The organism is Pseudomonas fragariae (ex Marin et al. 2024), assembly GCF_059621105.1.
In genome coordinates this window covers 1,732,124-1,758,649 of record NZ_CM184369.1, presented here as the reverse complement: position 1 = coordinate 1,758,649, position 26,526 = coordinate 1,732,124, and the positions used below count along the sequence as shown (strand labels likewise).

24 protein-coding genes, 1 tRNA gene and 2 pseudogenes are annotated in these 26,526 nt (G+C 55.5%); 8 read left to right on the top strand and 19 right to left on the bottom strand.

The window, feature by feature from the left end; translation table 11 throughout:
* Window positions 1–37 precede the first annotated feature (37 nt).
* Window positions 38–970 carry a LysR family transcriptional regulator gene (locus AC54XV_RS07990; RefSeq protein WP_054092081.1) on the bottom strand — a complete coding sequence of 311 codons (933 nt, stop codon included), beginning with the start codon at window positions 968–970 and terminating at the stop codon, window positions 38–40.
* Between the two features lie 332 nt (window positions 971–1,302).
* Between AC54XV_RS07990 and AC54XV_RS07985 the strand changes: the two genes are divergently transcribed.
* The 3 genes from AC54XV_RS07985 to AC54XV_RS07975 all read left to right on the top strand — a co-directional run bounded on the left by AC54XV_RS07985 (window position 1,303) and on the right by AC54XV_RS07975 (window position 3,281).
* Window positions 1,303–2,424: an alkene reductase gene (locus AC54XV_RS07985; protein ID WP_058398538.1), complete on the top strand. Its 1,122-nt coding sequence runs from the start codon at window positions 1,303–1,305 to the stop codon at window positions 2,422–2,424.
* 331 nt (window positions 2,425–2,755) lie between these two features.
* Entirely contained in the window at window positions 2,756–3,004 is a 249-nt protein-coding gene (locus AC54XV_RS07980) for a CopG family ribbon-helix-helix protein (protein WP_058398537.1), read from the top strand.
* A complete protein-coding gene (locus tag AC54XV_RS07975; protein ID WP_080395982.1) occupies window positions 2,982–3,281 on the top strand; it encodes a type II toxin-antitoxin system RelE/ParE family toxin in 300 nt (99 codons plus the stop codon). Before AC54XV_RS07980 ends, AC54XV_RS07975 begins: the two co-directional genes overlap by 23 nt.
* 775 nt (window positions 3,282–4,056) lie before the next feature.
* On the opposite strand, the gene AC54XV_RS07970 is transcribed toward AC54XV_RS07975, so the two are convergent.
* Complete coding sequence (locus AC54XV_RS07970) at window positions 4,057–4,581, bottom strand: RIP homotypic interaction motif-containing protein (RefSeq protein WP_024692242.1); 525 nt, start codon at window positions 4,579–4,581, stop codon at window positions 4,057–4,059.
* A gap of 116 nt (window positions 4,582–4,697) precedes the next feature.
* Window positions 4,698–5,903: a hypothetical protein gene (locus AC54XV_RS07965; protein WP_129450725.1), complete on the bottom strand. Its 1,206-nt coding sequence runs from the start codon at window positions 5,901–5,903 to the stop codon at window positions 4,698–4,700.
* A gap of 374 nt (window positions 5,904–6,277) precedes the next feature.
* Between AC54XV_RS07965 and AC54XV_RS07960 the strand changes: the two genes are divergently transcribed.
* On the top strand, window positions 6,278–6,976 hold the full coding sequence (locus AC54XV_RS07960; RefSeq protein WP_058398534.1) for a hypothetical protein: 699 nt from the start codon (window positions 6,278–6,280) through the stop codon (window positions 6,974–6,976).
* Between the two features lie 257 nt (window positions 6,977–7,233).
* Here the strand turns inward: AC54XV_RS07960 and AC54XV_RS07955 are convergent, their stop codons facing one another.
* The 7 genes from AC54XV_RS07955 to dapA all read right to left on the bottom strand — a co-directional run bounded on the left by AC54XV_RS07955 (window position 7,234) and on the right by dapA (window position 12,676).
* Window positions 7,234–7,950 (bottom strand): hypothetical protein, encoded by a 717-nt coding sequence (locus AC54XV_RS07955; RefSeq protein ID WP_024692239.1) that lies wholly within the window; start codon window positions 7,948–7,950, stop codon window positions 7,234–7,236.
* A 77-nt stretch (window positions 7,951–8,027) separates the two neighbouring features.
* A complete protein-coding gene (locus tag AC54XV_RS07950) occupies window positions 8,028–8,510 on the bottom strand; it encodes a hypothetical protein (RefSeq protein ID WP_173402403.1) in 483 nt (160 codons plus the stop codon).
* Window positions 8,511–8,980: 470 nt separating this feature from the next.
* A tRNA-Ser gene (locus tag AC54XV_RS07945) sits at window positions 8,981–9,070 on the bottom strand.
* Window positions 9,071–9,162: 92 nt separating this feature from the next.
* Window positions 9,163–9,873: a phosphoribosylaminoimidazolesuccinocarboxamide synthase gene (gene purC, locus AC54XV_RS07940; RefSeq protein WP_024651789.1), complete on the bottom strand. Its 711-nt coding sequence runs from the start codon at window positions 9,871–9,873 to the stop codon at window positions 9,163–9,165.
* Window positions 9,874–9,901: 28 nt separating this feature from the next.
* Window positions 9,902–10,660 carry an MBL fold metallo-hydrolase gene (locus AC54XV_RS07935; protein ID WP_004406084.1) on the bottom strand — a complete coding sequence of 253 codons (759 nt, stop codon included), beginning with the start codon at window positions 10,658–10,660 and terminating at the stop codon, window positions 9,902–9,904.
* Window positions 10,661–11,779 carry an NlpB/DapX family lipoprotein gene (gene bamC / locus AC54XV_RS07930; RefSeq protein WP_004406091.1) on the bottom strand — a complete coding sequence of 373 codons (1,119 nt, stop codon included), beginning with the start codon at window positions 11,777–11,779 and terminating at the stop codon, window positions 10,661–10,663.
* A gap of 18 nt (window positions 11,780–11,797) precedes the next feature.
* The gene (gene dapA / locus AC54XV_RS07925) at window positions 11,798–12,676 is read right to left on the bottom strand and encodes a 4-hydroxy-tetrahydrodipicolinate synthase (RefSeq protein WP_003317384.1); all 879 of its coding nucleotides are present in this window, start codon (window positions 12,674–12,676) and stop codon (window positions 11,798–11,800) included.
* Between the two features lie 325 nt (window positions 12,677–13,001).
* Between dapA and AC54XV_RS07920 the strand changes: the two genes are divergently transcribed.
* Both AC54XV_RS07920 and AC54XV_RS07915 read left to right on the top strand, forming a co-directional pair.
* A complete protein-coding gene (locus AC54XV_RS07920; RefSeq protein ID WP_003317383.1) occupies window positions 13,002–13,565 on the top strand; it encodes a glycine cleavage system transcriptional repressor in 564 nt (187 codons plus the stop codon).
* Between the two features lie 9 nt (window positions 13,566–13,574).
* On the top strand, window positions 13,575–14,048 hold the full coding sequence (locus AC54XV_RS07915; protein ID WP_058398533.1) for a peroxiredoxin: 474 nt from the start codon (window positions 13,575–13,577) through the stop codon (window positions 14,046–14,048).
* Window positions 14,049–14,114: 66 nt separating this feature from the next.
* Here the strand turns inward: AC54XV_RS07915 and AC54XV_RS07910 are convergent, their stop codons facing one another.
* Together AC54XV_RS07910 and AC54XV_RS07905 are read right to left on the bottom strand one after the other, a co-directional pair.
* A complete protein-coding gene (locus AC54XV_RS07910) occupies window positions 14,115–15,185 on the bottom strand; it encodes an AI-2E family transporter (RefSeq protein WP_011267087.1) in 1,071 nt (356 codons plus the stop codon).
* Between the two features lie 34 nt (window positions 15,186–15,219).
* A complete protein-coding gene (locus AC54XV_RS07905; protein WP_003317380.1) occupies window positions 15,220–15,471 on the bottom strand; it encodes a sulfurtransferase TusA family protein in 252 nt (83 codons plus the stop codon).
* Between the two features lie 140 nt (window positions 15,472–15,611).
* On the opposite strand from AC54XV_RS07905, the gene AC54XV_RS07900 reads away from it, so the two are divergent.
* The gene (locus AC54XV_RS07900; RefSeq protein WP_003409438.1) at window positions 15,612–17,045 is read left to right on the top strand and encodes a M48 family metalloprotease; all 1,434 of its coding nucleotides are present in this window, start codon (window positions 15,612–15,614) and stop codon (window positions 17,043–17,045) included.
* Between the two features lie 80 nt (window positions 17,046–17,125).
* Here the strand turns inward: AC54XV_RS07900 and nadA are convergent, their stop codons facing one another.
* The 5 genes and pseudogenes from nadA to AC54XV_RS07875 form a co-directional block, all read right to left on the bottom strand.
* Window positions 17,126–18,184, bottom strand: a complete 1,059-nt coding sequence (nadA, locus tag AC54XV_RS07895; protein WP_011267086.1) for a quinolinate synthase NadA — start codon at window positions 18,182–18,184, stop codon at window positions 17,126–17,128.
* A gap of 315 nt (window positions 18,185–18,499) precedes the next feature.
* Window positions 18,500–19,081, bottom strand: coding sequence for a DedA family protein (locus tag AC54XV_RS07890; RefSeq protein WP_011267085.1), 582 nt, complete (start codon window positions 19,079–19,081; stop codon window positions 18,500–18,502).
* Window positions 19,082–19,135: 54 nt separating this feature from the next.
* The gene (locus AC54XV_RS07885; protein WP_011267084.1) at window positions 19,136–19,402 is read right to left on the bottom strand and encodes a cupin domain-containing protein; all 267 of its coding nucleotides are present in this window, start codon (window positions 19,400–19,402) and stop codon (window positions 19,136–19,138) included.
* A gap of 387 nt (window positions 19,403–19,789) precedes the next feature.
* Complete coding sequence (locus tag AC54XV_RS07880; RefSeq protein WP_373686961.1) at window positions 19,790–20,620, bottom strand: methyl-accepting chemotaxis protein; 831 nt, start codon at window positions 20,618–20,620, stop codon at window positions 19,790–19,792.
* 27 nt (window positions 20,621–20,647) lie between these two features.
* A pseudogene (locus AC54XV_RS07875) lies at window positions 20,648–21,610 on the bottom strand (methyl-accepting chemotaxis protein); the annotation flags it as partial.
* A gap of 1,164 nt (window positions 21,611–22,774) precedes the next feature.
* On the opposite strand from AC54XV_RS07875, the pseudogene AC54XV_RS07870 reads away from it, so the two are divergent.
* Window positions 22,775–23,449 (top strand): annotated as a pseudogene (locus tag AC54XV_RS07870) (DNA topoisomerase); the annotation flags it as partial.
* Window positions 23,450–23,739: 290 nt separating this feature from the next.
* On the opposite strand, the gene AC54XV_RS07865 reads toward AC54XV_RS07870, so the two are convergent.
* On the bottom strand, window positions 23,740–25,107 hold the full coding sequence (locus AC54XV_RS07865) for a carboxyl transferase domain-containing protein (RefSeq protein WP_032656442.1): 1,368 nt from the start codon (window positions 25,105–25,107) through the stop codon (window positions 23,740–23,742).
* Between the two features lie 78 nt (window positions 25,108–25,185).
* Complete coding sequence (locus AC54XV_RS07860; protein ID WP_004406102.1) at window positions 25,186–26,526, bottom strand: amidase family protein; 1,341 nt, start codon at window positions 26,524–26,526, stop codon at window positions 25,186–25,188.

Sequence of the window (26,526 nt, the reverse complement as noted above, 5' to 3'; positions counted from 1 at the left end):
GTTGTCAGCGGCTTTGCGATCATCCCGGATTCGATGATTATTCAAGCCGCTCAACACGCCCGGCAGGCGTGAGATTGGCTCCCAGGTAGGCGACCAAAGCGCTGACTTTTGGCAGCGCCTCGCGACTTCGAAGCCAGACAAGATTCATCGGAAGGCCTTCGGTAGCAAGATCCGGCAGCACCTCCACCAGCCTGCCGCTGTTCAGATGCACCTGGACCAGCCAGGTCGGTAGCTGAGCGATGCCAAGCCCCGCCAATACCGCCATCACCTCACCCTCTCCGTCTCCCACGGCAATGTGCGGATGCATGATCCTGCGCTCCATATCCCCTGGTTGGCGACCCTTGAAATACCAGGGGATCGCCATACCGTCATTTTGCCCATAGCCGATGCACTGGTGATCATCGAGGTCCGACACCGTTTTGGGCTCGCCATGTTGGTTCACATACTCGGGTGACGCGCAAAAAATCAGCTTCTGCGTTCCAAAAAACTGGTGAGCGATGGCGGCTGGCCAGGCATCTGAACCACCGATCCTGACGACGATATCGATGCCCTCGTGCACCGGGTCGACGTAGCGATCGGAAAAAGACACATGGGGCTGCAGCCTGGGGTGCTGCTTCATGAAATCAAGAATCAACGGCAAGACATGTAAACGCCCGTACGAAGCTGGCAAATCAATACGCACCTTGCCCTGTGGCTCGGTCTGGGTCGAAGTCAGCGCAATCTCGACTTCCTCCAGATCCGAAAGGACCGTTGTGCAGGTACGGTAGAAGGTTTCCCCTGCCTCGGTGAGCGACAGCCGACGCGTAGTGCGCTGGAACAACCGGGTGCGCAGACGCCCTTCCAATCGCGCAATGCTCTTGCTGATCGCCGAGTTGGTCAGGTTCAACCGTTCAGCTGCGGCCGTGAAGCTGCCCATATCGGCGACGATGACGAACACATCGATACCCTTGAGGCGCTCAGACGAAAACATAGACACTCCGATTAATGAATTCCATTCCACTCACTTGATAGAAACCAGCAAAAATAAAACGCTGTTTCTCCAATAGACTATGTCAAAACCTGTTCGGCGTTAACCCTCACGCAGCGCTGAACTGGCCCCGGACAACACCTCACGCTCGGACTATCAGTCCTGATGATGGCGGCCGCAACATCCCTGCCTGGCAAGCTGGCGGGTGGCCAATGGGCATCGGAGTGATCGTTGCGCTGCTGCCGACACGTCGCCAGTAATCCCCTGACAGCCGCTTTCCCCAAGGCTGCTGCCGTCATTGTCCTTTTGATTCCCCCTCCACAGGAGAAACTGCCTTGACTCTGTTCAATGAATTCAAACTCGGCAACACGCCCCTCAGCAACCGCGTCGTCATGGCGCCCATGACCCGCTCGCGTGCCCCCGAGGATATCGCCACCGAACAGATCGCGCTGCACTACACCCAGCGCGCCACCGCCGGCCTGATCGTTTCGGAAGGTACGCCGATCTCTCGTGAAGGCCAGGGCTACCTGTTCAATCCAAGCATCTATACCCCAGAGCAGATCCAGGGTTGGAAGCTGGTGACCGACTCGGTCCACAGCGTCGGCGGTCGCATGTTCGCGCAGCTCTGGCATGTCGGCCGCGTGTCCCACACCTCGATCCAGATCGACGGCAAAGCACCGGTCAGCGCCACCACCAGACAAGCACAGGGCGCAGTCGCATTCGCCTATGGAGAAGACGGCGAACCCGGCTTCGTGCCCACCTCCGTGCCGCGCCCGCTCACCACCGAAGAAGTGGCGCGAGTCGTCGAGGATTTCGCCCAGGCCGCGCAGAATGCGATCGACGCCGGTTTCGACGGCGTGGAAATTCACGGCGCCAATGGTTACCTGCTGGAGCAGTTCCTCAATCCCCTGGTGAACGACCGCAGCGATCAGTACGGCGCGAGCAACCTGCAAGATCGCCTGCGCTTCGTCTTCGAAGTGGTCGATGCCGCCTGCGCCAGAATCGGTGCCGACCGCGTTGGTATTCGCATCTCGCCCTATGGTCAGTTGTTCGACATGCCGCTCTACCCGGAGATCGACGAAACCTACTCGGCGCTGTGCGCAGGCATGCGCGAACGCGGCATCGCCTATGTACACGTCATGGACCAGACGCACTTCTTTATGGCCGGCGAAAGCTCCGCCGCGCAAGAACAGGCACTGCGCAAACTGCTCAAGCACTGCAAGGCCGAACTGGGCAACACCGCGCTGATCCTCGCCGGCGACATGACCCGTGAACGCGCTGATGCGCTGCTGGAAGAAAACCTGATCGACCTGGCTGCGTTTGGCCAGCCTTTCATCGGCAACCCCGACCTGGTCGCCCGCCTGAAAAACGGCTGGCCCCTGACGACCCCGGACCGTGACAGCTACTACGGTGGCGATGCGCACGGCTACATCGACTACGCGCCTTACCGCGCTTGATCTAACGGCCGGGGCGCTGCGTTCGAGCGGTGTCTCGGCTGGGTTCACGGTGAAAGCTGCCTTTCAGCAGGGCACCGGCAACTGTGTCAGCGCAGCCATATCCTTGCCGTAAGCAGTTGGGTCTGAATGACGACGAGCTGGAAGTCCTCAGGGATAGGCTTGTACGGCATCTGACTGAACCGCTAGACGGATGAGAAGCCGATAAACGTAAACTCTCGGTAAAATCTGTTTTGACTGAACGTTGACACACCCGGTGCGCTAGCAAGTACACTGAGTATACCGATTCATTTATTGTATACATTGTTTACAGCTAGCAGCCGTGGAGGCCAATATGGCATCGCCTGTTCTGTCATTCCGAGTAGAAGAAGGCTTGGTCGAAATGCTCGACCAGCTTGCCCTTGCCACGGACCGTGATCGTCAGTACCACCTGAAACGTGCTCTGTCTCGCTACGTTGAAGCAGAAGCGTGGCATCTGAAAGCCATTGATGAAGGCTTGGCCGACATCAATGCAGGGAAGACGATCGATCTGGAAACCGTTAAAGCCAAGTGGGTAGCACGTGCCGCAAATCGAGTTAAGTGAAAAAGCCGATAGCGATCTGGAAGCGATTCATGAGCATTACGCGGGGCTGATGGGCCACCAGAGAGCTGACGAAGTCATAAATACCATTCTGGAATCCATTGAGCAGCTTGCAACGTTTACGGGGATGGGACGCCCTTCCCAAACCCCGGACGTGCGCGAGCTGGTGCTTACCCGCTACCCCTTCGTAGTGAGCTATGTGGTTCGCACCCAGGTCGTATTCATTGTTCGTGTACTGCACGAGCGGAACGAGCGCCTGAACACTGCAAAAATCCAATGAGCACGCCAAGGTTAGCGGAATAGCCAAGCTCGCCATTGCCAAGGGTTCCGACCAATTGAGCGCCCTTCAAAATGCAGTCATTGCGCTCATCGCCAGAGAGCATGCGAGGGTCTGACGGACCCGGGCAGCTACCGCAAGGGTTGCTAGATAGTCCTTGAAGGCAAAGAGTTGGCAATATCACTCGAACAAGTGGCCTGCCATAGCAGCGCTCTCTGCGAGAACTGCATCAACGAGGCAGAACAGTACTCGAACGAGTGAGCCCGTTTCCAAAGGAGGTAAACCGCTCAGCACAGCACGGTACACTTCCATTGTGTCTGGGTACTGGGCAAAAAAAGGCCTGCAGCCCTCCGTCACCAGTGCTACAGGTTGATTCCCAGCAATCCAGAAAGCCGCTCACTGAGCATTGGATAGCATCAATGGAAGGATGAATTACTCCATTTTTTCCCGATTGGATCGGCATACAAAATACAAATCTAGTTTTTGCGACTGACTTCCGGCCTATCCCAACACCCTGTTGCCGCTCGCACCCAAGGTTGACTATCAGCAACAAATCACCCGCCAGTTAGGTGACCGGCAGCAATACGTTACAAAACACCACCACAGGGTCGCTCGTGTGAGCGCTTCTGTAGTGCGTTGCTAACGCATCCATACGTGCCTGTCAAAAGAGGAGTCGTTCAACCTCGCTCACCGTCTAGGATGTCGTGCAAAGACACCCACGGCTGAGTAGAAACCTTACTACGCGCTTTGCAAGCATGATCGCGCTTAGACCTCGCCTTCAGCTCAAGAGTCCAAGGGCTACCGGAAGTCCGGAACCGACCGCAGCGGCCACCAGTGGGTGAGCAAGGAAAGAATTCAACCTGCTTTTGGCTTCCTCTCGCTCTTCCCGTGGTGCATCGGCCTTGTCGATTGATGCAAGCACCTCTCTCAAAGCCACTTGGAGGTTTTGTACGTTGTGGTCGCCAATCTGGATCCCTGTAGAACCATGGATGTTGATGTGATTGGTTGTGGTGCGTGGCTGACTTCTGGGAATCGCGGCGTCTTTCGTTACCGACAGCGTCCAGTGCGGAGGTATTCCGGACATGCCTCCCAAGCCCGAACTGTAATCCACCTCATGGATCGTGTAGACCTCTTCCTTATTCGGCACAATCCTGATCACCTTGTCTCCTTCAGAGACATCTATATCCGGGTAATACAGCCCAAATTTCTTGCTACCAAAATTGCACTTAAACGGCCCAGACCGGTGTCCGTCGCGCTCTAAGTAAATGGTGTCTCGACCACCTTCCGGTGAGAACGGGTTCATGTTGATCATTCCTTGTCATTGATAAGAGGATCAAGCGTATCTCTATAATCATGGGGGCGCCATGCATCAAGCACCCAATAGCATTTTTCGTATCCAAATGGGTATGCCGTAAAAGGTCATTCGCCAGATGGAGACTCTGAGGTCATGAATTCACTTTCAAAGAACATAAAACCCTCTATAGTTCTTGAAGAGAAAAGCACCCCCATTCTACTCATCTTTTCGCTATACCCAAGATCACGAACGCTCATGATGAGCTCAATCTGATCTTTAACCTTCTGCGAGAGCAGTGACAATAAATAGGAGATAAACTCCCGAACGATAGAGTAGTTAGCCTCTATATGCTCAAGCTTAACACTTTCGACTCTAACACCAAGAGTATCCTGCCATAGATCGCCATACTCATATTTCACTGGCACGTTACCATTAAAGTACACATCACCGATTTTTAACTTATTTACGTTAAAGTTTCCGTGCAGCAAATCGTTTCTGTCATTCATGAGCTGATAGAAATTCCTGCAAGAGACGTGCGAATGATCAACGGGCCGCTCAAACCCCATGCAGTTAATGTGCAGAAGTTGCAGTCTATTTGATATGGTGTCTGAGACAAAGTCTCTGTACTTGAGGTCATCTTCCCTTATCTCGCTTTTGGCTAGTGCGAAGATTAAAAGATTGATGAAGGTTTCTGCCTGTACAGGAAGCATGCATCTCAAGCCGAACGCAAGTCCAGTGCCGAAGGTGTATCTTTCAGCCATCTTCGAGAATCTTTCTTGATAAGTTTTCAACTCATCTGCGGAAGTTGGGGTATGCACTCTATCTACTGCGGGTGATAATTTAAGCTCTCTCAGCTTGTTGAATTGAGTCTCAATCGTAGATTCTATACTGTGGTAAGGATTAACAAACTCAGTCCACTTTTCAAGCTGCGTGCGAATGGCCGTCATCTGTTTGCCATAAGCACCAAGGTCTGCCTTGATTTGCGATACAAGATTAGCTTTGGTAATCTCTGGCCGGTTAAAGTTTCCTAAAAATTGAACCTCGGTCCGGTAGTTGTGACCTTGAAACATGACCATGCCGTCATTATTCATCAAAGTCCATTCCCAATGCACCAAGTTGTCTGAGGAATCATTCCTCAAAAAATTCATGAAGCCATTAGGTGGACCATACTTGGCATATAGGTAACAGTAGATGCTTATTGGTCTGATTTCGTTTTTTAGAATCCAGCCCGAAAAGCCTTTTGGCTGACGCTTTTCTATTAGGATTTTAGCCAGTAACTTAGGCGGAATCACTTCGAGCTTTAGGAAGTATTTCTGATGCTCATCGTCCAAGATTAGCTCCTGATTTTATGAAAAGGCGTTAGGCCGTCTTGGCTTTTCGGATGTTTCGGCTAAGTACCGCTAAGCAGAACACCATCTTTGCAGAACGATCAGGCGTTGAAAAGAATGACCCACCTTATACAGAGGTCTAACAGCAACCTTGCGTGATCAGCCGCCCTTTACAGAGATTGCCGCCAGCTTTTGGACAGGGCTCGCCCCCTTCGAATACACATCGTGCGTCTTGCACCGATCCTGCCACAATCCCAGGAACACAGCTCTGTTTACCACACCAAGACCGCCTCATCATGCGCCGTGGAGCCTACAGGGCAGCAAAGAACTGGGTGATAGAGCTTTCGCTTATACGCCATCTCCATAGGAGGCAAGTAATGCTTTACATGATGCTACCGCTAGATAGGCATTTTGACTCAGGGTTTGGTGCAGTCGCAGACTCGTTTAGGGACGCTGCTGACGCTCTTGAAGACACCCCGACCTTGAATACTCATCTACCTGTGAGCTTTCTCTACCGGCACGCTATAGAGCTTTTCCTGAAGTCAGCGATCATCATTTTGCACAGGAAACTCAACATCCCGTACGGCGCCATACCAGCAACCGGCGAACCTCAAATCCCTGTCGGAGAGAAGTGGAAGCCCATGCATAACGTCCACGGCCTTCAACAGCTTTATCAACACTTCTGCTCGCTTTTTGAAGACCACGCCGAGTATCTAACTACCCACACAAACACAGATTGGAGCTTACCCGCCGAGCTAGGGCAATGGATCAGTGAAATCGAGGCAACGGACTCATCAAGTACGTTCTTCCGCTACCCAGTTACGAAGGACAAGGAAAAAGACAAACAGAAGTCCGTCATCCGGGAGGACGATTACGATGCCCTGCTTTCAAGAATGGGACAGCACCAAAAGCTGACCAAGACGCTACTGATGCTTGATCAGCATGACAACGTGGTCGAAACCTTCTCACACGACGACACACAGGCCAAAGAGATCATCCACACGTTGAAGCAGGTGGCAGAGATTTTTTCCAATTGCCACGCGGCACTGGTAGGCGAACTAACCGGAGGAGCCTGAAGCTAGTTAGCCTAGCGTTCGCCCGTGCACACGCCAGCAATGATTTGACCTGAGACGCCTGAGTCAACACTGTAGGTTAACCGGTGGTGCCGACAAGGGAGTCGTGCCGTGCCACACCCATCGAGCAGCCCAAAGGGTGATTGGCACATTCTGCCAGAGCCAACAGGGCAATCGCCCCAATCCATACCTTCATGATCATTCTTTTGGTGTGTGGTGACACGACGTTATCGGGGCTATGACAGGAACATTGGCGTGCATCAGTCTAAAAGCTTTGGCTCTGGCTCATGTCCGATCATTGGATTCTCGGCATCTGATTGCAACTGCTCTGCACGAGCCTGCGACTTCCACCCAATATCGACTATCTCTTTGATCCTATCCACAAATGGCTTGGCGCCCTCGCCCAGCCTTCCTAGAGCCACACCAGCATCCCCCATCAATTCGTAGAAGCGACTGATGTCGGACATTTTCTTGTGTAACTCCGATTGCATCTTCTCAAGGCGCTTGAGCATGCGTTGCTTGTGGCCTTCATCCAACTCGGTGTTTGCACTCACCATCTCACGCAACTCATTTATCAGTTGCTGGATACGCCTCAAGTCACCATCGGTGAACTCGTATCCAAATCCATTCGTCAAGGTAACGGCGAATTGCTTCTTCAAGCTATCAAGCTTGCTAGCGGAGGTTTGCCCAATCAGTTCGTGCTGTACATCCTGCAAAAACTTCCGCAGGTTGCCGCATACGTACTCCATGCCGCTATCCACATCAGGAGGGGCAACGAGGTGCGAAATCAGAGATTGCTCCTCTAGATGCAGAATAATCGCAGCGCCCTCCATCAAGACGCCATGATCTTCCTCACTCCAACGGCCATCGTAATTTCTGTCCGAATCCGCTGTTTTCAACGCGAAACGGCAGACGCTGATGCCCCCTTCAATTGGGTTGTCACGCACTTGCTGAAGCACTTCATTAGGGATTGCCATAACTCATCCATAGTTTTGGTTGATGGGTATCAATTTGCCACACGTTCGAAGCCTTTAGGACTGAGGCATAGCGAGAGTCAGTGAACGCTCTTCCATACCTCAACAGCGAAATATCCCAACAGCAGCAGCCCGGCCCCTATCCCAGATATGAGAGTGGGCACCAAGAACCACAGCCAAAGCTTATTGATCCTGACATTGTGCAAGGACGAAGCCGCATCGATGATTTGCAGGAAATTTGGCCCGCGTACCGTCTTGATAATCATCTTGTTGATACGGTTCAGATGCACTGTGCCCCATGTCATCTTGGTCACTTCCCAAGAGATGAAAAGCAGGAGGGACAGCAGAGCAAGCAGGCCGCTCAGTGCGTACAGCCAGCTTGGAAGCTTTGTCACCAGTGTCGACCAAAACGCAAAATACCCAGCGTACCCGGCAACCAAAATGAGGTTTGTGTAGCTGGTTGAGTGCGTCATCTGCTTTTCAGCCATCTGCATCATCATCGCGATATTTTTGTCGCGCTCGCAGTCCTGCTGAAATCTCTTGATGTCGTTGATCTCGGTCACCACCGACTCCACGGCATTCTCCATGGCCTCGTGCCAATTAACCTCTCCTCGCCTCATAACGCCCCCTTAACGGCTATCGTCCATGTGTTGTTTCTTGAGGTTATCCGCAAGCATTGCAAACCGCCATCAGTTGCCCGAATAGCACAGAAAATACTGCTACATTGAAGGCTCATTCACAGGGGAGTATGGGAAAAATGCCTGTCCGTCGTAGCGGCAATTTTGACCTCAACGCTGGCATCGTGCAGCTTACACAAAAGAAGCTTGAAGGCTTCCTTGACGAGACAGAGCTTGCTCAGACTGAGGTCAAGCTTGAGGGAGGGAAGATCAGTTTTGTGGCACCCGAATCCGTACTCGAGAAAATAACTCAGCACTTAGGGCAGCCAGCGGGTAGATTGAGTAGTACAAACGAGTAGTACAACCCAAAAATAAAAACCCCCGTAACTCTTTGAATTACAGGGGTTTTCTGAATATGGCGGAGAGATAGGGATTCGAACCCTAGGTACCGGTGAGGGTACAACGGATTTCGAATCCGTCCCATTCGGCCACTCTGGCATCTCTCCAACGGCGCGCATCATAACAGCATCAACGCAGAAGGCGAAGCCCTTCTGCTGTTTTTTTTCGTGCTATCAAGCGCTTGCGTGTTTTTTTCCGCTTACAGCGGCACGCCCAGACGGTTTGCGACTTCTTCGTAGGCTTCGATGACGTCGCCCAGACCCTGGCGGAAGCGGTCCTTGTCCATTTTCTTGCGGGTGTCCTTGTCCCAGAGGCGGCAGCCGTCCGGGCTGAATTCGTCGCCGAGGACGATTTCACCGTGGAATACGCCGAATTCGAGTTTGAAGTCGACCAGCAGCAGGCCGGCGTCGTCGAACAGCTTGGTCAGCACGTCATTGACCTTGATCGACAGCTCTTTCATGCGAGCCAGTTGCTCGGCGGTGCCCCAGCCGAACGCCACAACGTGGGATTCGTTGATGAACGGGTCGCCCTTGGCGTCGTCCTTGAGGAACAGTTCGAAGGTGTAAGGGTTGAGCTTGGTGCCTTCTTCGATGCCCAGACGCTTGACCAGGCTGCCAGCCGCGTAGTTACGCACGACGCATTCGACCGGGATCATGTCGAGCTTCTTGACCAGGCACTCGTTGTCGCCCAGCAGCTTGTCGAACTGGGTTGGAATACCCGCTTCTTCGAGCTTTTGCATGATGAAGGCGTTGAACTTGTTGTTCACCATGCCTTTACGGTCGAGCTGTTCGATGCGCTTACCGTCGAACGCCGAGGTGTCGTTGCGGAACAGCAGGATCAAGCGGTCAGCGTCGTCGGTCTTGTAAACCGATTTGGCTTTGCCGCGGTAGAGTTCTTCACGTTTTTCCATGATGGGCTCCGCTTGCTAAGTAGTTGGGCTAGGCGATATGTCGCCAGTCGAGCCCTGAATCTTGATCGGCCAGTTGCAGCCAGTCCGGGTCGCACCCGAGGGTATCGACAAAACATTGCCGGGCCAGATGCGGCAGATTGTTCTTGCTGCTGAGATGCGCCAGCACCAGGTGCTGAAGGTCCTGCCATCCCAGTTCGCTCACCAGATTGGCGGCCTGATGGTTGTTCAAATGACCGGTTTCACAGCCCACGCGCTGCTTGAGAAAGACCGGATACTGGCCTCGGGCAAGCATGTCGCGACAGTGATTGGCCTCGATCATCAAGGCATCCAGGCCTTGATAACGCTGTAATACGTTGGAGCAGTAAGAGCCAAGGTCGGTCAACAGGCCGAAGCGGCGCTTGCCGTCACTGAAGACGAACTGCGTCGGTTCAAGCGCATCGTGGGCGACCGACACCACGTCGATGTCCAGTGCGCCGATCTGCAGACTCTCCCCGCCTGCCAGCAGGCCGGCAATTTCAACCGGCTTGCGCATTCCGCGCAACGTCCCGCTGCTGAGGTAGACCGGCACATTGTAGCGCCGCGACAGCAAACCCACGCCATGCACATGATCGGCATGTTCGTGGGTCACCAGTATGGCGCTCAGCTGGCTTGCCGAGACGCCCAGACGAGCCAGGCGCCGCTCGGTTTCCCGCAGGGAGAAACCGCAATCGACCAGTACGTACGTATCGTTGCTTGCGACCAGCGTGCCGTTGCCACGACTGCCGCTGCCGAGAACCGCGAAACGCACTTAACCCAGGTTGTCTTGAATAACGCTCAACACCCGACGTGCGATATCCGCAGGTGCAACGGTGTTGATGTTCTTCTCGACGGTCACTTGAACGTTGTCACCGACCTTGCTCAGGCGGACCTGATAGCGCTCGGCACGGGCATCGATCTCTTCCTTGGTCGACTTGCTGCCAAACATGCGGCCGAAGAAACCAGGCTCGTTTTCAGGCGTCTTGGCCTTTTCAGCCAGGTTGATGTAGTACAGACCCAGGCTGCGGTTGATGTCCTCGACACGCCAGTCGCCCTGATCCAGCGCACGGCCAACGCTCGACCATGCGCGGTCCAGATCGGCACCGAGGTTCAAGACCGGGTTGCCGCTGCCGTCTTCGCTCAAGGCAACACGGCTTGGGGTGTCGTAGTCACGTGCCGCCAGCAGGGAAATCGAACCGCCCTTCTCGGCGTTGCGGCCCATGCTGGCCAGCAGATCGTCGGTCAGTGCGGCATCAAGGCCCAGGTTGGTGGTGCGTGTCGGGAAGGCCACGTCGGCAGTGCTGCCGGCAGGACGCTCGACGCTGACCACGTAGACTTCACTGGTATTGCGCTGCACGCCCGGCTCGATGCGAACCCGTACACGGGTTTCCGAGTCGGCCGAGACGCCAGCAGCGCTCAGACGCTTGGCCACCGAAGCGGACAGCTCATCGAGGCGCTGCCACGAGGAGCTGAATTCGCCCGTCTGTGGACGCTCTTCAGCGATACGGAAACCGTTGTCTTCGAAATACTGATGAGCCACCGGCCAGACTTCGGCGGGCTGACGCTGCGCCAGGATCCAGTGCGCATCACCACTCTTCTGCAGGCTGAAGTCGCTCGACTCGGAAGTCGTGCCCAGCGGCTGAGGACGCGGCACTGTGTACTCGCCGTCTTTCTGAGTGCTGTCAGCCACGTTACGCGGGATCGGCAGCAAAGGATCCAGACGCTTGACGCCGCTGACATCGGCGGGCAACTGCATGGGTGGGGTCTGGGTCGCCTGGAGGTAATCGCTGCCGCGATCACGGAAGTAACCATCTTCGCCCCAGAGCCAACCGCAACCGCTGGTGCTGGAGATAATAAGAGCAAGTGCGGAAAGTCCGGCCAATCGCTTCATTGCGTGATACTTCCTCAATTAAACCAGGACGCCGGACTGGCGCATGGCCTGACGCAGCGGTTCATGACAGGCTTCGCTGAGCCAGGTAAGCGGCAGACGGATACCGTCTGGCATCAGACCCATTTCATGCAAGGCCCACTTCACGGGGATAGGGTTGGATTCGATGAACAGGGTGTTGTTGAGCGGCATGAGCTTTTCGTGAATCGCCCGGGCCGTTTGCGCATCGCCACGCATGGCCGCTGCGCACAGATCGCTCATGGCGCGCGGTGCAACGTTGGCGGTGACGGAAATATTGCCCTTGCCGCCCAGCAGCATCAATTCGACTGCTGTAGCGTCGTCGCCGGAGTACACCAGAAAATCGCTGCTGACGCTGGCCAGGATGTCCTTGGCGCGTTGCAGGTTGCCGGTGGCTTCCTTGATACCAACGATGTTTTTTACCGTCGACAGACGCGCAACGGTCTCTGGCAGCATGTCGCAGGCCGTACGGCCCGGCACGTTGTAGAGGATCTGCGGGATGTCGACGGCATTGGCGATGTGGCTGAAATGCTGGAACAGGCCTTCCTGAGTCGGCTTGTTGTAGTAAGGCGTCACCAGCAGGCACGCGTCGGCACCCGCATTTTTGGCGTTGGTGGTCAGTTCGACAGCTTCACGCGTCGAATTGGCGCCTGTACCGGCGATGACCGGAATGCGACCTGCAACCTGAGTGACCACCCGGCGGATGACTTCGATGTGTTCGTTCACATCCAGCGTCGCCGATTCACCGGTGGTGCCTACGGCAACAATGGCGTGGGTGCCCTCTTGCAAGTGGAAGTCAACCAGTTTGCTCAGGCTGTCCCAGTCCAGACGACCTTGTGCATCCATTGGTGTGACCAGTGCCACCATACTGCCCGCAATCATGCAACCGCTCCTGCCGGAAAAAGAGAGCCGTAATGGTACTGGCGCTATCAGCCTTGTACAAGCGAAGTACCGCGCTCTGAGCATTCCCCTGAGCGATGGTTTTCGCTACCCTTCGTCCTTTGATCGGTACTGGTCACCTGCGCACCTCGCTCAATCGGTCGAATTTGTCGCCAGAAGCCCCGCCCCAGCGCACTCCAGCCCAGTCATGGTATATCCATGCGAGCCAGGCGCCGAGGGACCCGGCAAGTAATCTTGCGCCATCGATTGTCGAAACAGCCCCGCAAGTCCGAAAAAGTACCGACCGCTCATCGTCTAGGAATGCTGCATGTCGTCCACCCCCACAGTTCGCGAACAATTCCTTGTCATCAGTGCCCTTGGCGCAAACCCCATGGAGCTGACCAACGTCCTGTGCCGCGCCAGCCATGAAAACCGCTGCTCGGTCGTCACCTCGCGCCTCACCCGCCACGGCGAGTGCAGTGCGCTGATTCTTCAGGTGTCGGGCAGCTGGGACGCTCTGGCGCGCCTTGAAACCGGTCTGTCGAGCCTCTCCAAGAAGCATGCGTTCACGACCAGCGTCGTGCGCAGCGCCACTCTTGAGAACCGTCCTGAGGCCCTGCCCTACGTGGCCTACGTCAGCTCGGCGTACCGCCCGGACATCATCAATGAGCTGTGCCAGTTCTTCATCGACCACAACGTCGAGCTGGAGAACCTGATCTGCGACACCTATCAGGCTCCGCAGACCGGCGGCACCATGCTCAACGCCACGTTCACGGTGACACTGCCTGCCGGGACGCAGATCAGCTGGCTGCGCGATCAATTCCTCGATTTCGCCGACGCGTTGAATCTGGACGCACTGATCGAACCCTGGCGCCCACAAGCCCCCATGTAAGGAGTCCTCATGACTGTCACAGTAGATCATCCGGTTCCCGATTTTCAGGCACCCGCTACCAGCGGACAGGCTGTCGAGCTGTCTGCGCTCAAGGGCCAGCAGGTGGTGATTTATTTTTACCCGAAAGACAACACGCCCGGCTGCACCACGCAGGGTCAGGACTTTCGTGACCATATCGCGCAGTTTCAGGCAGCCAACACGGTTGTGCTCGGTGTTTCCCGCGACAGCCTGAAGACCCATGAAAACTTCAAGGCCAAGCAGTCTTTCCCGTTCGAGCTGATTTCGGACAAGGACGAAGCCGTCTGCCAGCTGTTCGACGTCATCAAGCTCAAGAAGCTCTATGGCAAGGAATACCTGGGCGTGGACCGCAGCACCTTCCTGATCGACAAGGAAGGCGTACTGCGTCAGGAATGGCGCGGCGTGAAAGTGCCGGGCCATGTGGCTGAAGTATTGGCGCAGGCCGAAGCCCTGAACAAAGGCTGATCCGCGTGCCCCGCTGCGGCGCGCAAGGTGCCGCAGCGATTCAGCCCTGCTGTCGCGGCTATCGCGTCAAAGCAACGGGGCTACCGTCGGCTCATTGCGCGGCCAGGCGTCGAGCACGGCCTTGAACAGCGTGGCCAGCGGAATCGCAAAGAAGATCCCCCAGAACCCCCATAACCCGCCGAACAGCAGCACGGCGCAGATGATTGCCACCGGGTGCAGATTGACGGCCTCGGAAAACAGCAGCGGCACCAGCACGTTGCCATCCAGCGCCTGAATGATGCCGTGAGCGATCATCAGGTAGATGAACTGGTCACCCCAGCCCCACTGGAACAGACCGATCAACGCCACCGGCACGGTGACCACTACCGCGCCGACATAGGGCACGACCACTGATATGCCTACCAGCATTGCCAGCAACGCTGCGTAATTGAGCCCGAGCGCGGCGAAAGCAATGTAGGTCACGCCACCACAGATAAAAATCTCGATGACCTTGCCACGAATATAGTTGGCAATCTGGCGCTTCATCTCATCCGCCACCCGGTTGATCAAAGCGCGCTCACGGGGCAGATAGCCGCGCGCCCAGCGGCCGATCATGTGCCGATCCTTGAGGAAGAAGAACACCAGAATCGGCACCAGCACCAGATAGATCATCAGGTTGACCAGCAGCGGCAGGCTGGAGATCGAGAACGTCAGCGCCAGTTGACCGATCTTGCCCACTTCACCCCGGGCGACCTCGATGGCCAGCAGCACCTGCTCGTCGGACACCAAATGCGGATAACGCTCGGGCAGCAATAGCAGCACGGATTGCCATTTGGCGAGCATACCCGGGGCTTCGTTGAACAAAGTGATCAACTGGTGCCAGAGCAGTGGCACCAATACCAGCAGGAACACCAGCAATACGCCGATAAACAGGGTGAACACCAGACCGACGGCGGCCATTTCGGGCATGCGCAGGCGCTCCAGGGCACTGACCAGCCCGTGCATCAGAAACGCCAGCACCAGACCGGCGAGGACCGGCGCCAGCATGCCGCCCAGCGTCAGGACAAGGGTGAACGCCAGAAACAGCAAAACCGCCAGGACCACCGCCTCCTCGTCAGAGAAGTAGCGTTGCACCCAATTGCGAAGCACATTGAACATCAAACATCCTTTTCGGAAAAAACGCGGCAGTGGGTCAGGCCTTGCGCAGCCAGTAACGATAAATGCCGGCATCGACCTCTTCATGCAGCAACTCGTGCCCGGCGAGCCTGGCAAAGGTTCGAAAATCGCGCTGCGAACCGGCATCGGTGGCAATTACTTTAAGCACCGCGCCGCTGGCCAGGCGGTTGAGCTCCATCTTGGCTTTCAGCAGGGGCAGCGGACAGTTGAGACCACTGGCATCCAGTTCGGCGTCACAGGCCTCGGGGCGCACTACAGCGTCAGACATCGTTTATCTCCAGGCGGACACATCGAATTACAAAGCAGGTCCGAAAAGGCAGGACGAACAAGGCGGCAAGAATACCTCACTCTGGTCAGCACGCCATTGAGCCAGCTACAGTACAGGTTCTTCTGACCAGAGCTTCATGCATGAATTTTTTGCGTCCTACACTGCTCACCCTCGCTTGCCTGTTCGCTACACACGGCATGGCGGATGACCTCCCCTCGCTTGGTGACGCCAGCTCCTCGATTGTCTCCCCCGAACAGGAGCACCGTCTGGGCCGTGCGTGGCTGGGGTTGCTGCGCGGCCAGGTGGCGCAGCTGTCGGACCCGCAACTCAAGGACTACGTCGAGACTTCGGTCTACAGCCTTGCCGAGACCAGTCAGGTTCAGGACCGGCGGCTTGAATTCATCCTGATCAACAGCCCGCAGCTCAACGCCTTTGCCGCACCCGGCGGCATCATCGGCGTCAACGGCGGGTTGTTTCTCAACGCTCAGACCGAGGGTGAGTATGCCTCGGTACTGGCTCACGAACTGGCTCACTTGTCACAACGCCACTTCGCCAGGGGCATCGAGGCCCAGCAACGCATGCAGGTGCCGGTCATGGCCGCGATGCTGGCGGGTATCGTCATGGCAGCCGCAGGCGCCGGTGACGCGGGTATCGCCACCATCGCCGGCTCACAGGCTGCCGCGATCCAGGAACAACGGCGCTTTTCGCGCCAGAACGAGCAGGAGGCCGACCGCATCGGCATTCTCAACCTGGAGAAGGCCGGTTATGACCCGCGCAACATGCCGACCATGTTCGAGCGCCTCATGCGCCAGTATCGATTCGACGCCAGGCCTCCGGAGTTTCTGCTGACTCACCCGGTCAGCGAGTCGCGGATCGCCGACACACGCAACCGTGCCGAGCAGGCCAAACCGGGCGGCAAGGAAGACAGTCTGCTGTACCAACTGATGCGCGCCCGCGTGGCGCTGATCTACGAAGAAACCCCAGGCATTGCCGCCAAACGCTTCCGTGCGCAACTGGTTGAAAACCCGAAATCCGATCCGGCGCGCTATGGCCTGGCCATCGCGCAGATCAAGGGCGGACAACTGAACGAGGCCAGGGAAACCCTCAAGCCATTGCTCGAAAAAGCGCCGAATGACATTACCTACAACCTGACGCAGATCGACCTGGACATCACCAATAACCGCCTGGCCGATGCGCAGCAGCGTGTCGATCGCATGCTGACGCTGTACCCCGGCAATTATCCGCTCAATGACGTGCGTATCGACGTGCTGCTCAAGCAGAACCGCACGGCCGAAGCCGAGAAAAGCCTTGAAGCACTGCTCAAGACCCGCCCGGATGATCCGGACATCTGGTACGTCGTGGCGGAAACCCGTGGCCTGAACGGCAACACGATCGGCCTGCATCAGGCGCGCGCCGAGTATTTTGCGCTGGTCGGTGATTTCCGTCAGGCGATCCAGCAGCTGGACTTCGCCAAACGCCGTGCGGCCAATAATTTTCAGCTGGCGTCACGTATCGATGCGCGGCAAAAGGATCTGATCGAGCAGGAGCGGATGGTCAAGGACATGATGAACTGATCGTCCGGCGTCGCAAGACGGCTTGACACGTACAACAATGAAAAGCCCGACGCTTCAGTCGGGCTTTTTCATGACCGCTGTCAGGCGTTGCCGGCCTGTCGCAAACGCGCTGCCTGAGTGAAGTCCAGCATGCGCTGCAAGGGGCGTACAGCATGGGGGATCAGCGCCGGGTCGACGAATATCTCGTTACTGCCCTCACGCAGGCACTGCAAGGTGCGTTCAAGCGTATTCATCGCCATCCATGGGCAATGTGCACAACTCCGGCACGCCGCGCCGTTGCCGGCCGTAGGCGCCTCGATGAAGATCTTGTCCGGGCACAGCTGCTGCATCTTGTAGAAGATGCCCCGGTCAGTGGCAACGATGAACGTCTTGTTGGGCAGGCGTTGCGCTGCGGCAATCATCTGACTGGTCGAGCCGACCACGTCAGCCAGCTCGATGACCGCTTCCGGCGACTCCGGGTGAACCAGAATCGCCGCCTCGGGGTACAGGGCTTTCATGTCTTCGAGCTGCTTGGACTTGAACTCTTCGTGAACGATGCAGGCACCGTCCCACAACAGCATGTCGGCACCGGTTTCACGCTGGATGTAGCGACCCAGGTGCTTGTCTGGCGCCCAGATGATTTTCTCACCGTTGTCCATCAGGCTCTCAACGATTTCCAGCGCACAGCCTGAGGTCACCACCCAGTCCGCGCGGGCTTTGACGGCTGCCGAGGTGTTGGCATACACCACCACGGTACGTTCCGGGTGCTGGTCGCAAAAGGCGGAAAACTCGTCGACCGGGCACCCCACGTCAAGCGAGCAGGTGGCTTCAAGCGTCGGCATGAACACGCGTTTTTCCGGGTTGAGGATCTTCGCGGTTTCGCCCATGAAACGCACACCCGCCACCAATACAGTGCTGGCCGCGTGGTTATTGCTGAAGCGCGCCATTTCCAGGGAGTCGGCCACGCAGCCACCGGTCTCCTCGGCCAGCGCCTGGATAACCGGATCACAGTAATAGTGAGCAACCAGCACGGCGTCCTGCTTCTTGAGTTCAGCAGCAATGTCGGCACGGTAACGCGCCTGCTCTGCCGGGCTCAACGTCCTGGGCTGTTTGGCATCGAGATGCGCCTGCACCAGGAAACGTTCGGAGATCTGTGTCATGTTCACGGGACCTGAAAGCGCCAGTGCGCGAAAGGCAAGTTTACACCCGAAATACAGGCAATAAAAAAAGCCTGACAGAGGCTGCGCCATCTGTACAAAGGCTTATGGCTGATATCCGGTGGACACCGGCCAGACTTCTTAAGGCGCGCCGATTCTAGCGCCAAAAAACTGATTTAACAGCTGTTTCTGGCTCAGCAGGCAGCGATGAGAAGCGTTCTTGAAGACCGCTTGCCGAGGGCACGGAAAGCCCGGTACTGGCTGTCGACCTCGACGTCGGCAAGGCGCGCTACAGCCTTGCATGCCGACGCCACCGTCTCAACGATCCGTTGCCCTGGATCGGCGGTGCACATACCGCACCAACGCAGCAAGAATCACCAGTGCTACCACCGCGAGGAAGATCGGCAGACGATAGGGCTTCAGGTCGCCGAGTAGATGCTGTAACGCTTCCCCCGCCCAATAGCCGGCGCAGACGAACAGGGTTGCCCAGACTGCCGCACTCAGCACATTGATCAGGGCGAAACGCCAGGGTGACAGGCCACTTGCACCTATCACCATAGGCCCCACCAGGCGCATGCCGTAGAGGAAGCGAACAGCGAATACGGAGGTCGTGGGGTAACGCTGGATAAGACCCTCGACCCGCTTGATGGCAGATTGGTGACGTTTGAGTCTGGGCAGCAGGCGCTCCCCGGAATAACGTCCGGTCCAGAATAGCAACTGATCGCCGAGCATACCGCCCAACGTGGCCAAGCCGATCACTTGCAGCAATTGCAGAGCACCTTGGTGCGCAGCCATACCACCAAGGATCAACACTGTTTCGCCTTCCAGCAAACAGCCCAGGAAAATGACCCAATAGCCGTAGGCGGCGATCAGCGCGTTGAGGTCAAGATGTTCGAACATGGTCTTTCCTGTACGTCTGACATCACATGAATCCAGGCTGAAATGCCAGCTTCGTCACTTTCTTCCCACCAGGTACCGTACGCCATGTTCACCAAACACTTCCGAATGGGGTTGGTTACATTCCAGGTGAAAAATATCTCCTGAGTTGTAGGTGAAATCGCCATCAGATTTATGGATGACCAGGCTGCCGTGCAGAACCAGCGCCATCGCCTCGAAGTTGTGGGCATGCGAGTCCAGCGTACCAAACGCTTCGCGCTCGACTTCAACAACGGTGCCGAACCCTTCGGCAGCCAGCAGTTGCAAAAAAGCCTCTTTTTCCATGTCTACTTTTCCTGAATCTTTTGGTGTGGGGCTGAACCGAATCGACGCCCGGAATGGCGGCGCCGGGACCACCCACCACGACAATTGCTACAGCCTCGCAATATTCAAAAACGCCGCCCCTATAGATCACCCCTTGGGAGCAACATTCAATAAGTTTTCCGACGCTTTGAACGCTTGCTTCAGATCAGTCCCACCTCCCCCCCCCGTCGCCCGGATGACTCGATAGGTACTCGTCTTTGTAGATAGCCAATTCTCTTGTGCGGCCGCTCTTTTCAGCCGTACCGGCAGCCCATGCATGGCGGCTGAGTGCCGCAACGCGGTATGAACTCGATCTGGTCTTGTTGAGGCCTGACCCAAGCCACAAACGCATTGGGCCAGACCTTCAGGCTAGACTTTAAACCGGTTGGTCATCTCCTGCAGTCTGGCGCTGACTCTGGCCAATTCAACACTCGATGTCGCTGTCTCTTCACTGGCGGCGGCTGTTTGGTCTGAAATGTCCCTGACATTCGTGACGCCCCTGCCTATTTCTTCACCGACGTTACTTTGCTGCTCAGTAGCAACGGCGATCTGTTCGTTCATCACCTCAATCTCATGAACAGATGCGGTAATACTCTGCAGCACTTCGCTGGCTTGCGTAGACAGTTCGACACTGCTGTCCGTCAGTGCCAGATTTTGCTCTAGAACCTGGCCCATATGATCGGTACTGGTTTGCAGTTCGTTTATAAGCAGCGCGATCTCGTCTGTCGACGTGCGGGTGCGCACGGCCAGGCCTCTTACCTCGTCCGCGACGACAGCGAAACCACGTCCTGCCTCCCCGGCACGCGCAGCTTCAATGGCCGCGTTCAACGCCAGAAGGTTTGTCTGATCAGCCACCGTTTTTATCACATCCAGCACGCCACCGATGCTCTGAGTATTCCCTCTAAGCGCCGCCATCGCTGTTCTGGTCATGTTCATCTCACGCGCCAGGGTCTCTATCTGGGAACGAGTCCTGTCAACGACTTGCCCACCTTTCTGGGCCAACTGACTGGCGATTTGCGCAGTATTTACGGCTTGGGCTGCATTACGAGATACCTCATGAGTAGTGGCTGTCATCTGCTGCATCGCAGTGGCAATCTGCTCAGTCTCCAGCTTCTGCGCGTTCACGCCCGCACTGGTCTGCTCGGTTACTGCTGAAAGCTGCTCTGCCGCGCTTGCCACCTGCACGATTCCCTCTTTCATTTCCCCAATCAAGCTTCGGAGCCCGGACGTCATGCGCAGCATGCTGCCCTGCAACGCGCCCAACTCATCATTTCGAGTCACTTGCGTTTTGTACGTAAAATCCCCTTCTGCAACGACTTCAACGATTTCAACAGTCTCTTTGAGTGGATGAACAATTGATCGAGTAATCAACCAGGCCGCAAGAACACCCAAGAGAGCAGAAAGGCCCAGCCAGAGCAAAATCTTCTCCTGTGCTTTCTCTGCATCGGAGGCACGAAACTCATTCTGGATAGCCGTCATCTTGTCCGTAATGCCAAGAATGGTGGCGATCGACGTTGTGATACCGCCTTGAGCCTCATCAACTTTGGCCTGAGCGGCAACTAATGTTTCCAGTTGCCCGCTATAGGTGGCCATTCCTGCCGCCAACGCTTGAACGTCAGCACGGGGCAAACTGGTATCTTTGAGCGTGTCGATACTGGCCACCACCTGCGCTATTGCCTGACGGACAGTGTCTTCCCCGCTTTTACTCGGGGATGCCGTATAAGAGCGAAACGCGGTTCGCATCTTCTGGACAGAGATAAACAGTGCAGGGAGTTTCTGACGATCCGCGGCATTCCCGCTCTCGTCGTTGGCGGCTTCTGCGATCTTCAGCAACAAACCGTTAATCGTTTCGCCCGAAGCGCCGGCAAGGGTCCGCAGTTGCTCACGCTCTCGAGTAGCCTCGACTGATCGAGTATAGAACCCACGGTAAAGCTGCATCGTCGTTTGGGCTTCTTTGAGCAGCGCGATGTTATTGGCTGTTTTGAAACGGGGCGAGATGCTCACCAGCTGACGCTCCGTCCGCTCGAGTGCCTCCAACCACTTTGAAGCCTGTGCATCATCCGCTTTTAAAAAATAAACCAAACGCTCGATACGCATGTCTCGGGCGATCGAGCTGAATTGAGCAATATCCCCAGACAGTTCAGCCCGACGCTTCAACGTATCGGTGGCATCCTTTCCCGTATAAGCCATTAACAAAATCATTAAAATCAACAGTCCGAAACCCACCAGTAGCTTCGCCCGAACCGTCATATTACTTAACACACCAGATGTTGCGCTGGACATATATCTTTACTCATTGATTTTTTGAAAATAAAAGTCCGCCGGACAGGTAGCGGAACATAGAGTCCGATACGCATCAGGATGAATTGATAATGTGAATCTGCTGAAACCCTCGACACGCTCGGTAAAAAGGTCACGTCACAGATCTGAACTCACTGCGGCGTCATCCGGAGGGCCATTGACGTACTTGAGTAAATACTCGAACTGTATGTGTTTTCTGGACAAAGAGGTGCCGAGGCAGGATAAGCCTGTTCATAACCGAGGGTCTCGAACTAAAGATAAAAGGCCGCTCCATGGCTATAAGCCACTATGTCGTCACTCTTTTCATTTTCTATAATTTTTTTGACGCATGTCGACGAACGGACGACTAAAATTCGTCTCGGCGCACGCCTGGCAACCCCAAATCCACAACTCATAATAATGAGTTACACAGAGAGGCAGCGAATAATTAACTTTATTATCGAACAGAGCACTTGCATTATTTGTCCTCTCTGACGCACCGATTTTAAAAAGACCTAATGGACGCTGTTGTCGTTAGGCACGCTTGCCGTTGGCTATGGCAAGACGATCAGCGCATACGACACCAAAGCGCGGGCAATGAGTTTGATATCGGACGAATCAGAAATCCAACTGAGCGCGCCACGGCGCGAAACGCCTAGGCCGAGCCGACGAAACTGCAGAAGTCCTGCAGGGCGATCTGATAAGCCCGGCGGGTACACGGGTTATTGATATTGACAAACCACTACACGGCCAATCTTACCGCAGCCAGATGCCGGAACAGCGCGCCGCCGTGGGTCAGCGCCCGCCTTCCTCAAGCGAGATCAATCCTCCCGGCATAGACCGCAATACGCGTCCCATTTCACCTTGATAGCAGGCGATTGATCCGAGGCCATAGATTCATGCCGCAAGCGCTCATGTACCGGCTCGGGCAATAGGTGCTGCCAGCGCTCCATCTCGGCATCCATCTACATGCTACGAATCTCATCTCAGATGCAGCGCCGGCCGCCGCGAAACGTGTCCGAGCCTTGTACCAGAATCCGTCGGAGGTAGCATATTGATGAACGGGCGCTACTTATGCGCTTGTATCTGTGCGAGAGGTAAAGACATCGCCGCCGTGCTCGGAGCCAAAACACGAGGTGACGGCTGCATCAAAGGCAATGGTGTGGCCGTGAGCTGGGGGGGGGCGGACACCTACTGAAAACAGCTCCTCCCGATGCCTATGGAGAGCGCCTGAAAAACTGGAGCTTGACATACTTACAATCCTGCCTGCGGAATGGAAAGTGCTCGTCAAGCCGAAAACAGCCGATCAGTTCAAGATCGTCAAGCAACTACTCAAGCAGGCCACCGAGCTCGTGATTGCGACGAACGCTGACCGCGGGAGATGATCGCGCGCTGATCGACTATTGTGGGCACCGGGGACCGATTCAAAGGCTTTGGCTGTCAGCGCTCAACGAAGCATCCATCCACCAGGCACTCAACAGCGTCAAACAAGGCTCTGAAACCTACCCGCTGTATCTCTCCGCGCTCGCTCCAGAGCGGACCGGCTCACCGGCATGAACTTTTTCGCGGCTTTTCACCTTGCTGGGCCGACAGTCCGAGTATACCGGTGTGCTCTCCGTCGGAAGCGTTCAAGCACCGCCCCTTCGGCTGGTGGTTGACGGCGACCGGGATATCTCAAACTTCGTACCCAAACCGTTCTGGAGTGTCGAGGTTCAGCTATGGACTGCAGGACAATCGTTCTTGGCGAAATAGGTCGCCGATGAATACATGGTAGATGAGGAAGGCCGTTGCCTTGATCGTTACCTGCCACAGCTGCTGCCAAGCGTCCTGGGCAACCCTTCGGAAAGCCTGGCTCTGCCAAGGTATAAGCCAGCACGGTGTTGAAGCCCTTGATCGCAGGCCGTCCAATCTGTTTGGCAACCCAGACGTTTTCTGTCATTCCCTCATCAAGTTTTGCAATTGCGAAGGGGCACGCAACCCAGGGCAGTAATTGCTGGTGCCCACCACTGGGACGCCGTCAGGTACGGAGCTGAACACTCCTAATGAAACAGATACTTGAACACTGCCTGCCGTGTATCTCGCACACTGATGACATCGGTAATCAAGCCCTTGTCTTTGAGCAATAACGGCGATCTGATTTCTTCATCCAATGCGGACACCACAGCTCTCTGCGCATCGGTCATGCTTGAGGACTTGATGATCTTTTCCATGGTAAGGGTACTGAAAACGCCTATATTGGCGTCAGGATAGGCCAGCACGGCGACAGGTTCAAAGCCTGGCCCGCTCATGGCATAAACACCACCGGTGTACGCCTTCCGAGCAACCAACAATAATTTTTTTACCTTGCATCGGGTATGTGCTCTGAATAAATCTGCCACAGCGGCAAAAATCCCATCGCGTTCAGCCTCTTCCCCAATCATGATCCCAGGAATATCTGCGATAAACAAAATGGGCAAGCTCATTTTCCCAGCCAGGTCAATGACATGAATCATTTTACGGGCGGTCCTTTTGTAGATGACGCCGCCGCCATGCGCGGAGTTGTTGGCAACCACGGCAAAAACCTGCCCTTGCAGGCTGGCCAGCCCGACTAAAACCTCAGGCGCATGAGAGGCACCGATTTCGATCAGGCTGTCGCTATCGACAAATGAACGTACCAGATGCTGCACATCAAAAGGAATATTATGAGACGGGGGCAGCAGGCGGTTGAAATCCACTTCAAGTGGGGTTGAAAACTCACCGTACGTCGAGCTTTTTCCAGCAATCAGATATAAGAGCAGTTTTCTCAGATCGGCGAACAGATCAGCCTCGTCGTCAAAAACCAAGTGCACGGACCCAGACGCGGTACTGTGGATATCGGACCCGCCGAGGGAATAAAGATCGGTCTGTTGAGCGAGCATCGCCTTGACCATGTCAGGTCGTCCCATGCACAGAGCTCCTCGACGAGTCATCAGCACCAGATCGGCGAGCATCACAGGTAACGCCAAAGGCCCTGATGTCGGCCCTAAAATCACGGACATCAGCAAATTGAGTTTTGCCAACTCTGCCAGCGATGCGCTGACGCTGCCCATCCCGGACGGGGAAAGAAGCAAACTTGACATATCTGAAGAAAAAACCCTGGCTGTATCAAAGCCTTCAGTATCATTATTATCCCCGATTTTATCTTGAATATAGATAAGCGGGGCTTCAGCAGCTCGTGCCAAACCTACCGTTTTTATAATTTGCTGAGCCGTACTCCATTGCCGACTGCTTTGAAACTCGCAGTCACGACCGCGACTCATCGCAACATAGGTCTTGATTGAGTGGATCGTTCCTGCCCCGCAGATGAAATGGGTGTTCTGGCCCTCGAGGTCCTCCTTGAAACTACCTGGATCAAACAACCTAGAGACGCGTCTTTCGGAAACGCTCATCGAAACTCCTGACGTCGGTTTGCGTAGATAAACGCCGACACCGCGACACCCCGTCAACAAGCGTCGGCAACTGAAACCTCAACCCTTTAATACTTTCTCTATAAGACTCACGTTGCTCAGTAAAAAAGCATCTCGCGCTCTGGGCGCGTCAAAGCTCAAGCCGACCGGCAACCGCCCTTCCGGCCCGACGGGAATCGTTATAGAGGGGAGCATCGCGTTGCTGGCCAGGTCGGTATTGCGAATGGCCTGACTGAAAAACTCTGGTCGGTCAGCATGATCCAGATGAGGTACCCGGCAAGGTACCGTGGGATACCCCAGGAGCTTGATATGATGACGAGCAAATAGCTCATCCATTTTTCTTTTCAACAGCTCGCCATTTTGCAGTGAACTCAAATAGTGAGCCGGTTTTATAGCGCCCTCTCCAAGATGGTGATTGATGATGCCTTTTACGTTGGCATCATCAACCTGCGCAAAAATATGATGGATACCGTGCTTCCAGCCCAAGGAGAGCAATGACTGAGCAAAGTCGGCAAAGAATTCGTAAAGCGGAACGGTGAACGTGAGTGTCTGGTTCAGTTCCACAATATCGGCATCATCAATTTCAACAAACTCGAACCCTGTCTTGCGCAGCAGGCTGAGTGCATTAATGCATGCCCTCTCCACCTCGCCATCCAGATCAGACCACATGGAGACCGGTAGGCCGATTCGACAGGGACCCGTCCTGTTCAGAGGAAAAGACTGCTGCTTGCCTGACAACAGCCCATACACAAATTCGGCGTCGCCTGCTGTTCGTGTCAGTAACCCAACGCAATCCTTTGTATGAGAAACAGGGATAATGCCTGCCGTTGACAAGCGTCCAGTAGTGGGTCTGAAGCCCGTAATGCCGCAAAAAGCCGCCGGTATTCTTATCGAGCCCCCCGTATCGGTCCCCACCGACAGCGGAACGATTCCACTTGCCACTGCGGCGGCACTTCCACCACTACTGCCCCCGGCACAATACCCGGGGGCAACGGGGTTTCCCACGGCTCCCCAATGAGGATTGATGGATGTCACCCCGAAACTAAGTTCGTGCATATTGTTCTTGCCAGCAACCACAGCCCCGAGGGCTTTGAGTTGACTGACAATCGCAGCATCCTGATCAGCTATGAAACCGGACATCCCTCGCGTCCCGGCCGTCAACGGCAGACCGCGAACACAGATATTATCCTTGAAGGAAACTGGCACGCCCCAGAGTGAAGTACCCTTCCTTGCTTGATCAGCCTCGCCAAACTGGCTGACCGCATCGCCCTCGCGTATGAAACAGTTCAAAAGGGTCAAGCGGGCCTCAGTGTCGAGCGCCCGCCCGCGCAGCTCTTCAGCGGCAATCTGTTCATCGGCCAATGCCCGGCACAGCGATTCAAGTGTGATCATTTCGCGCAT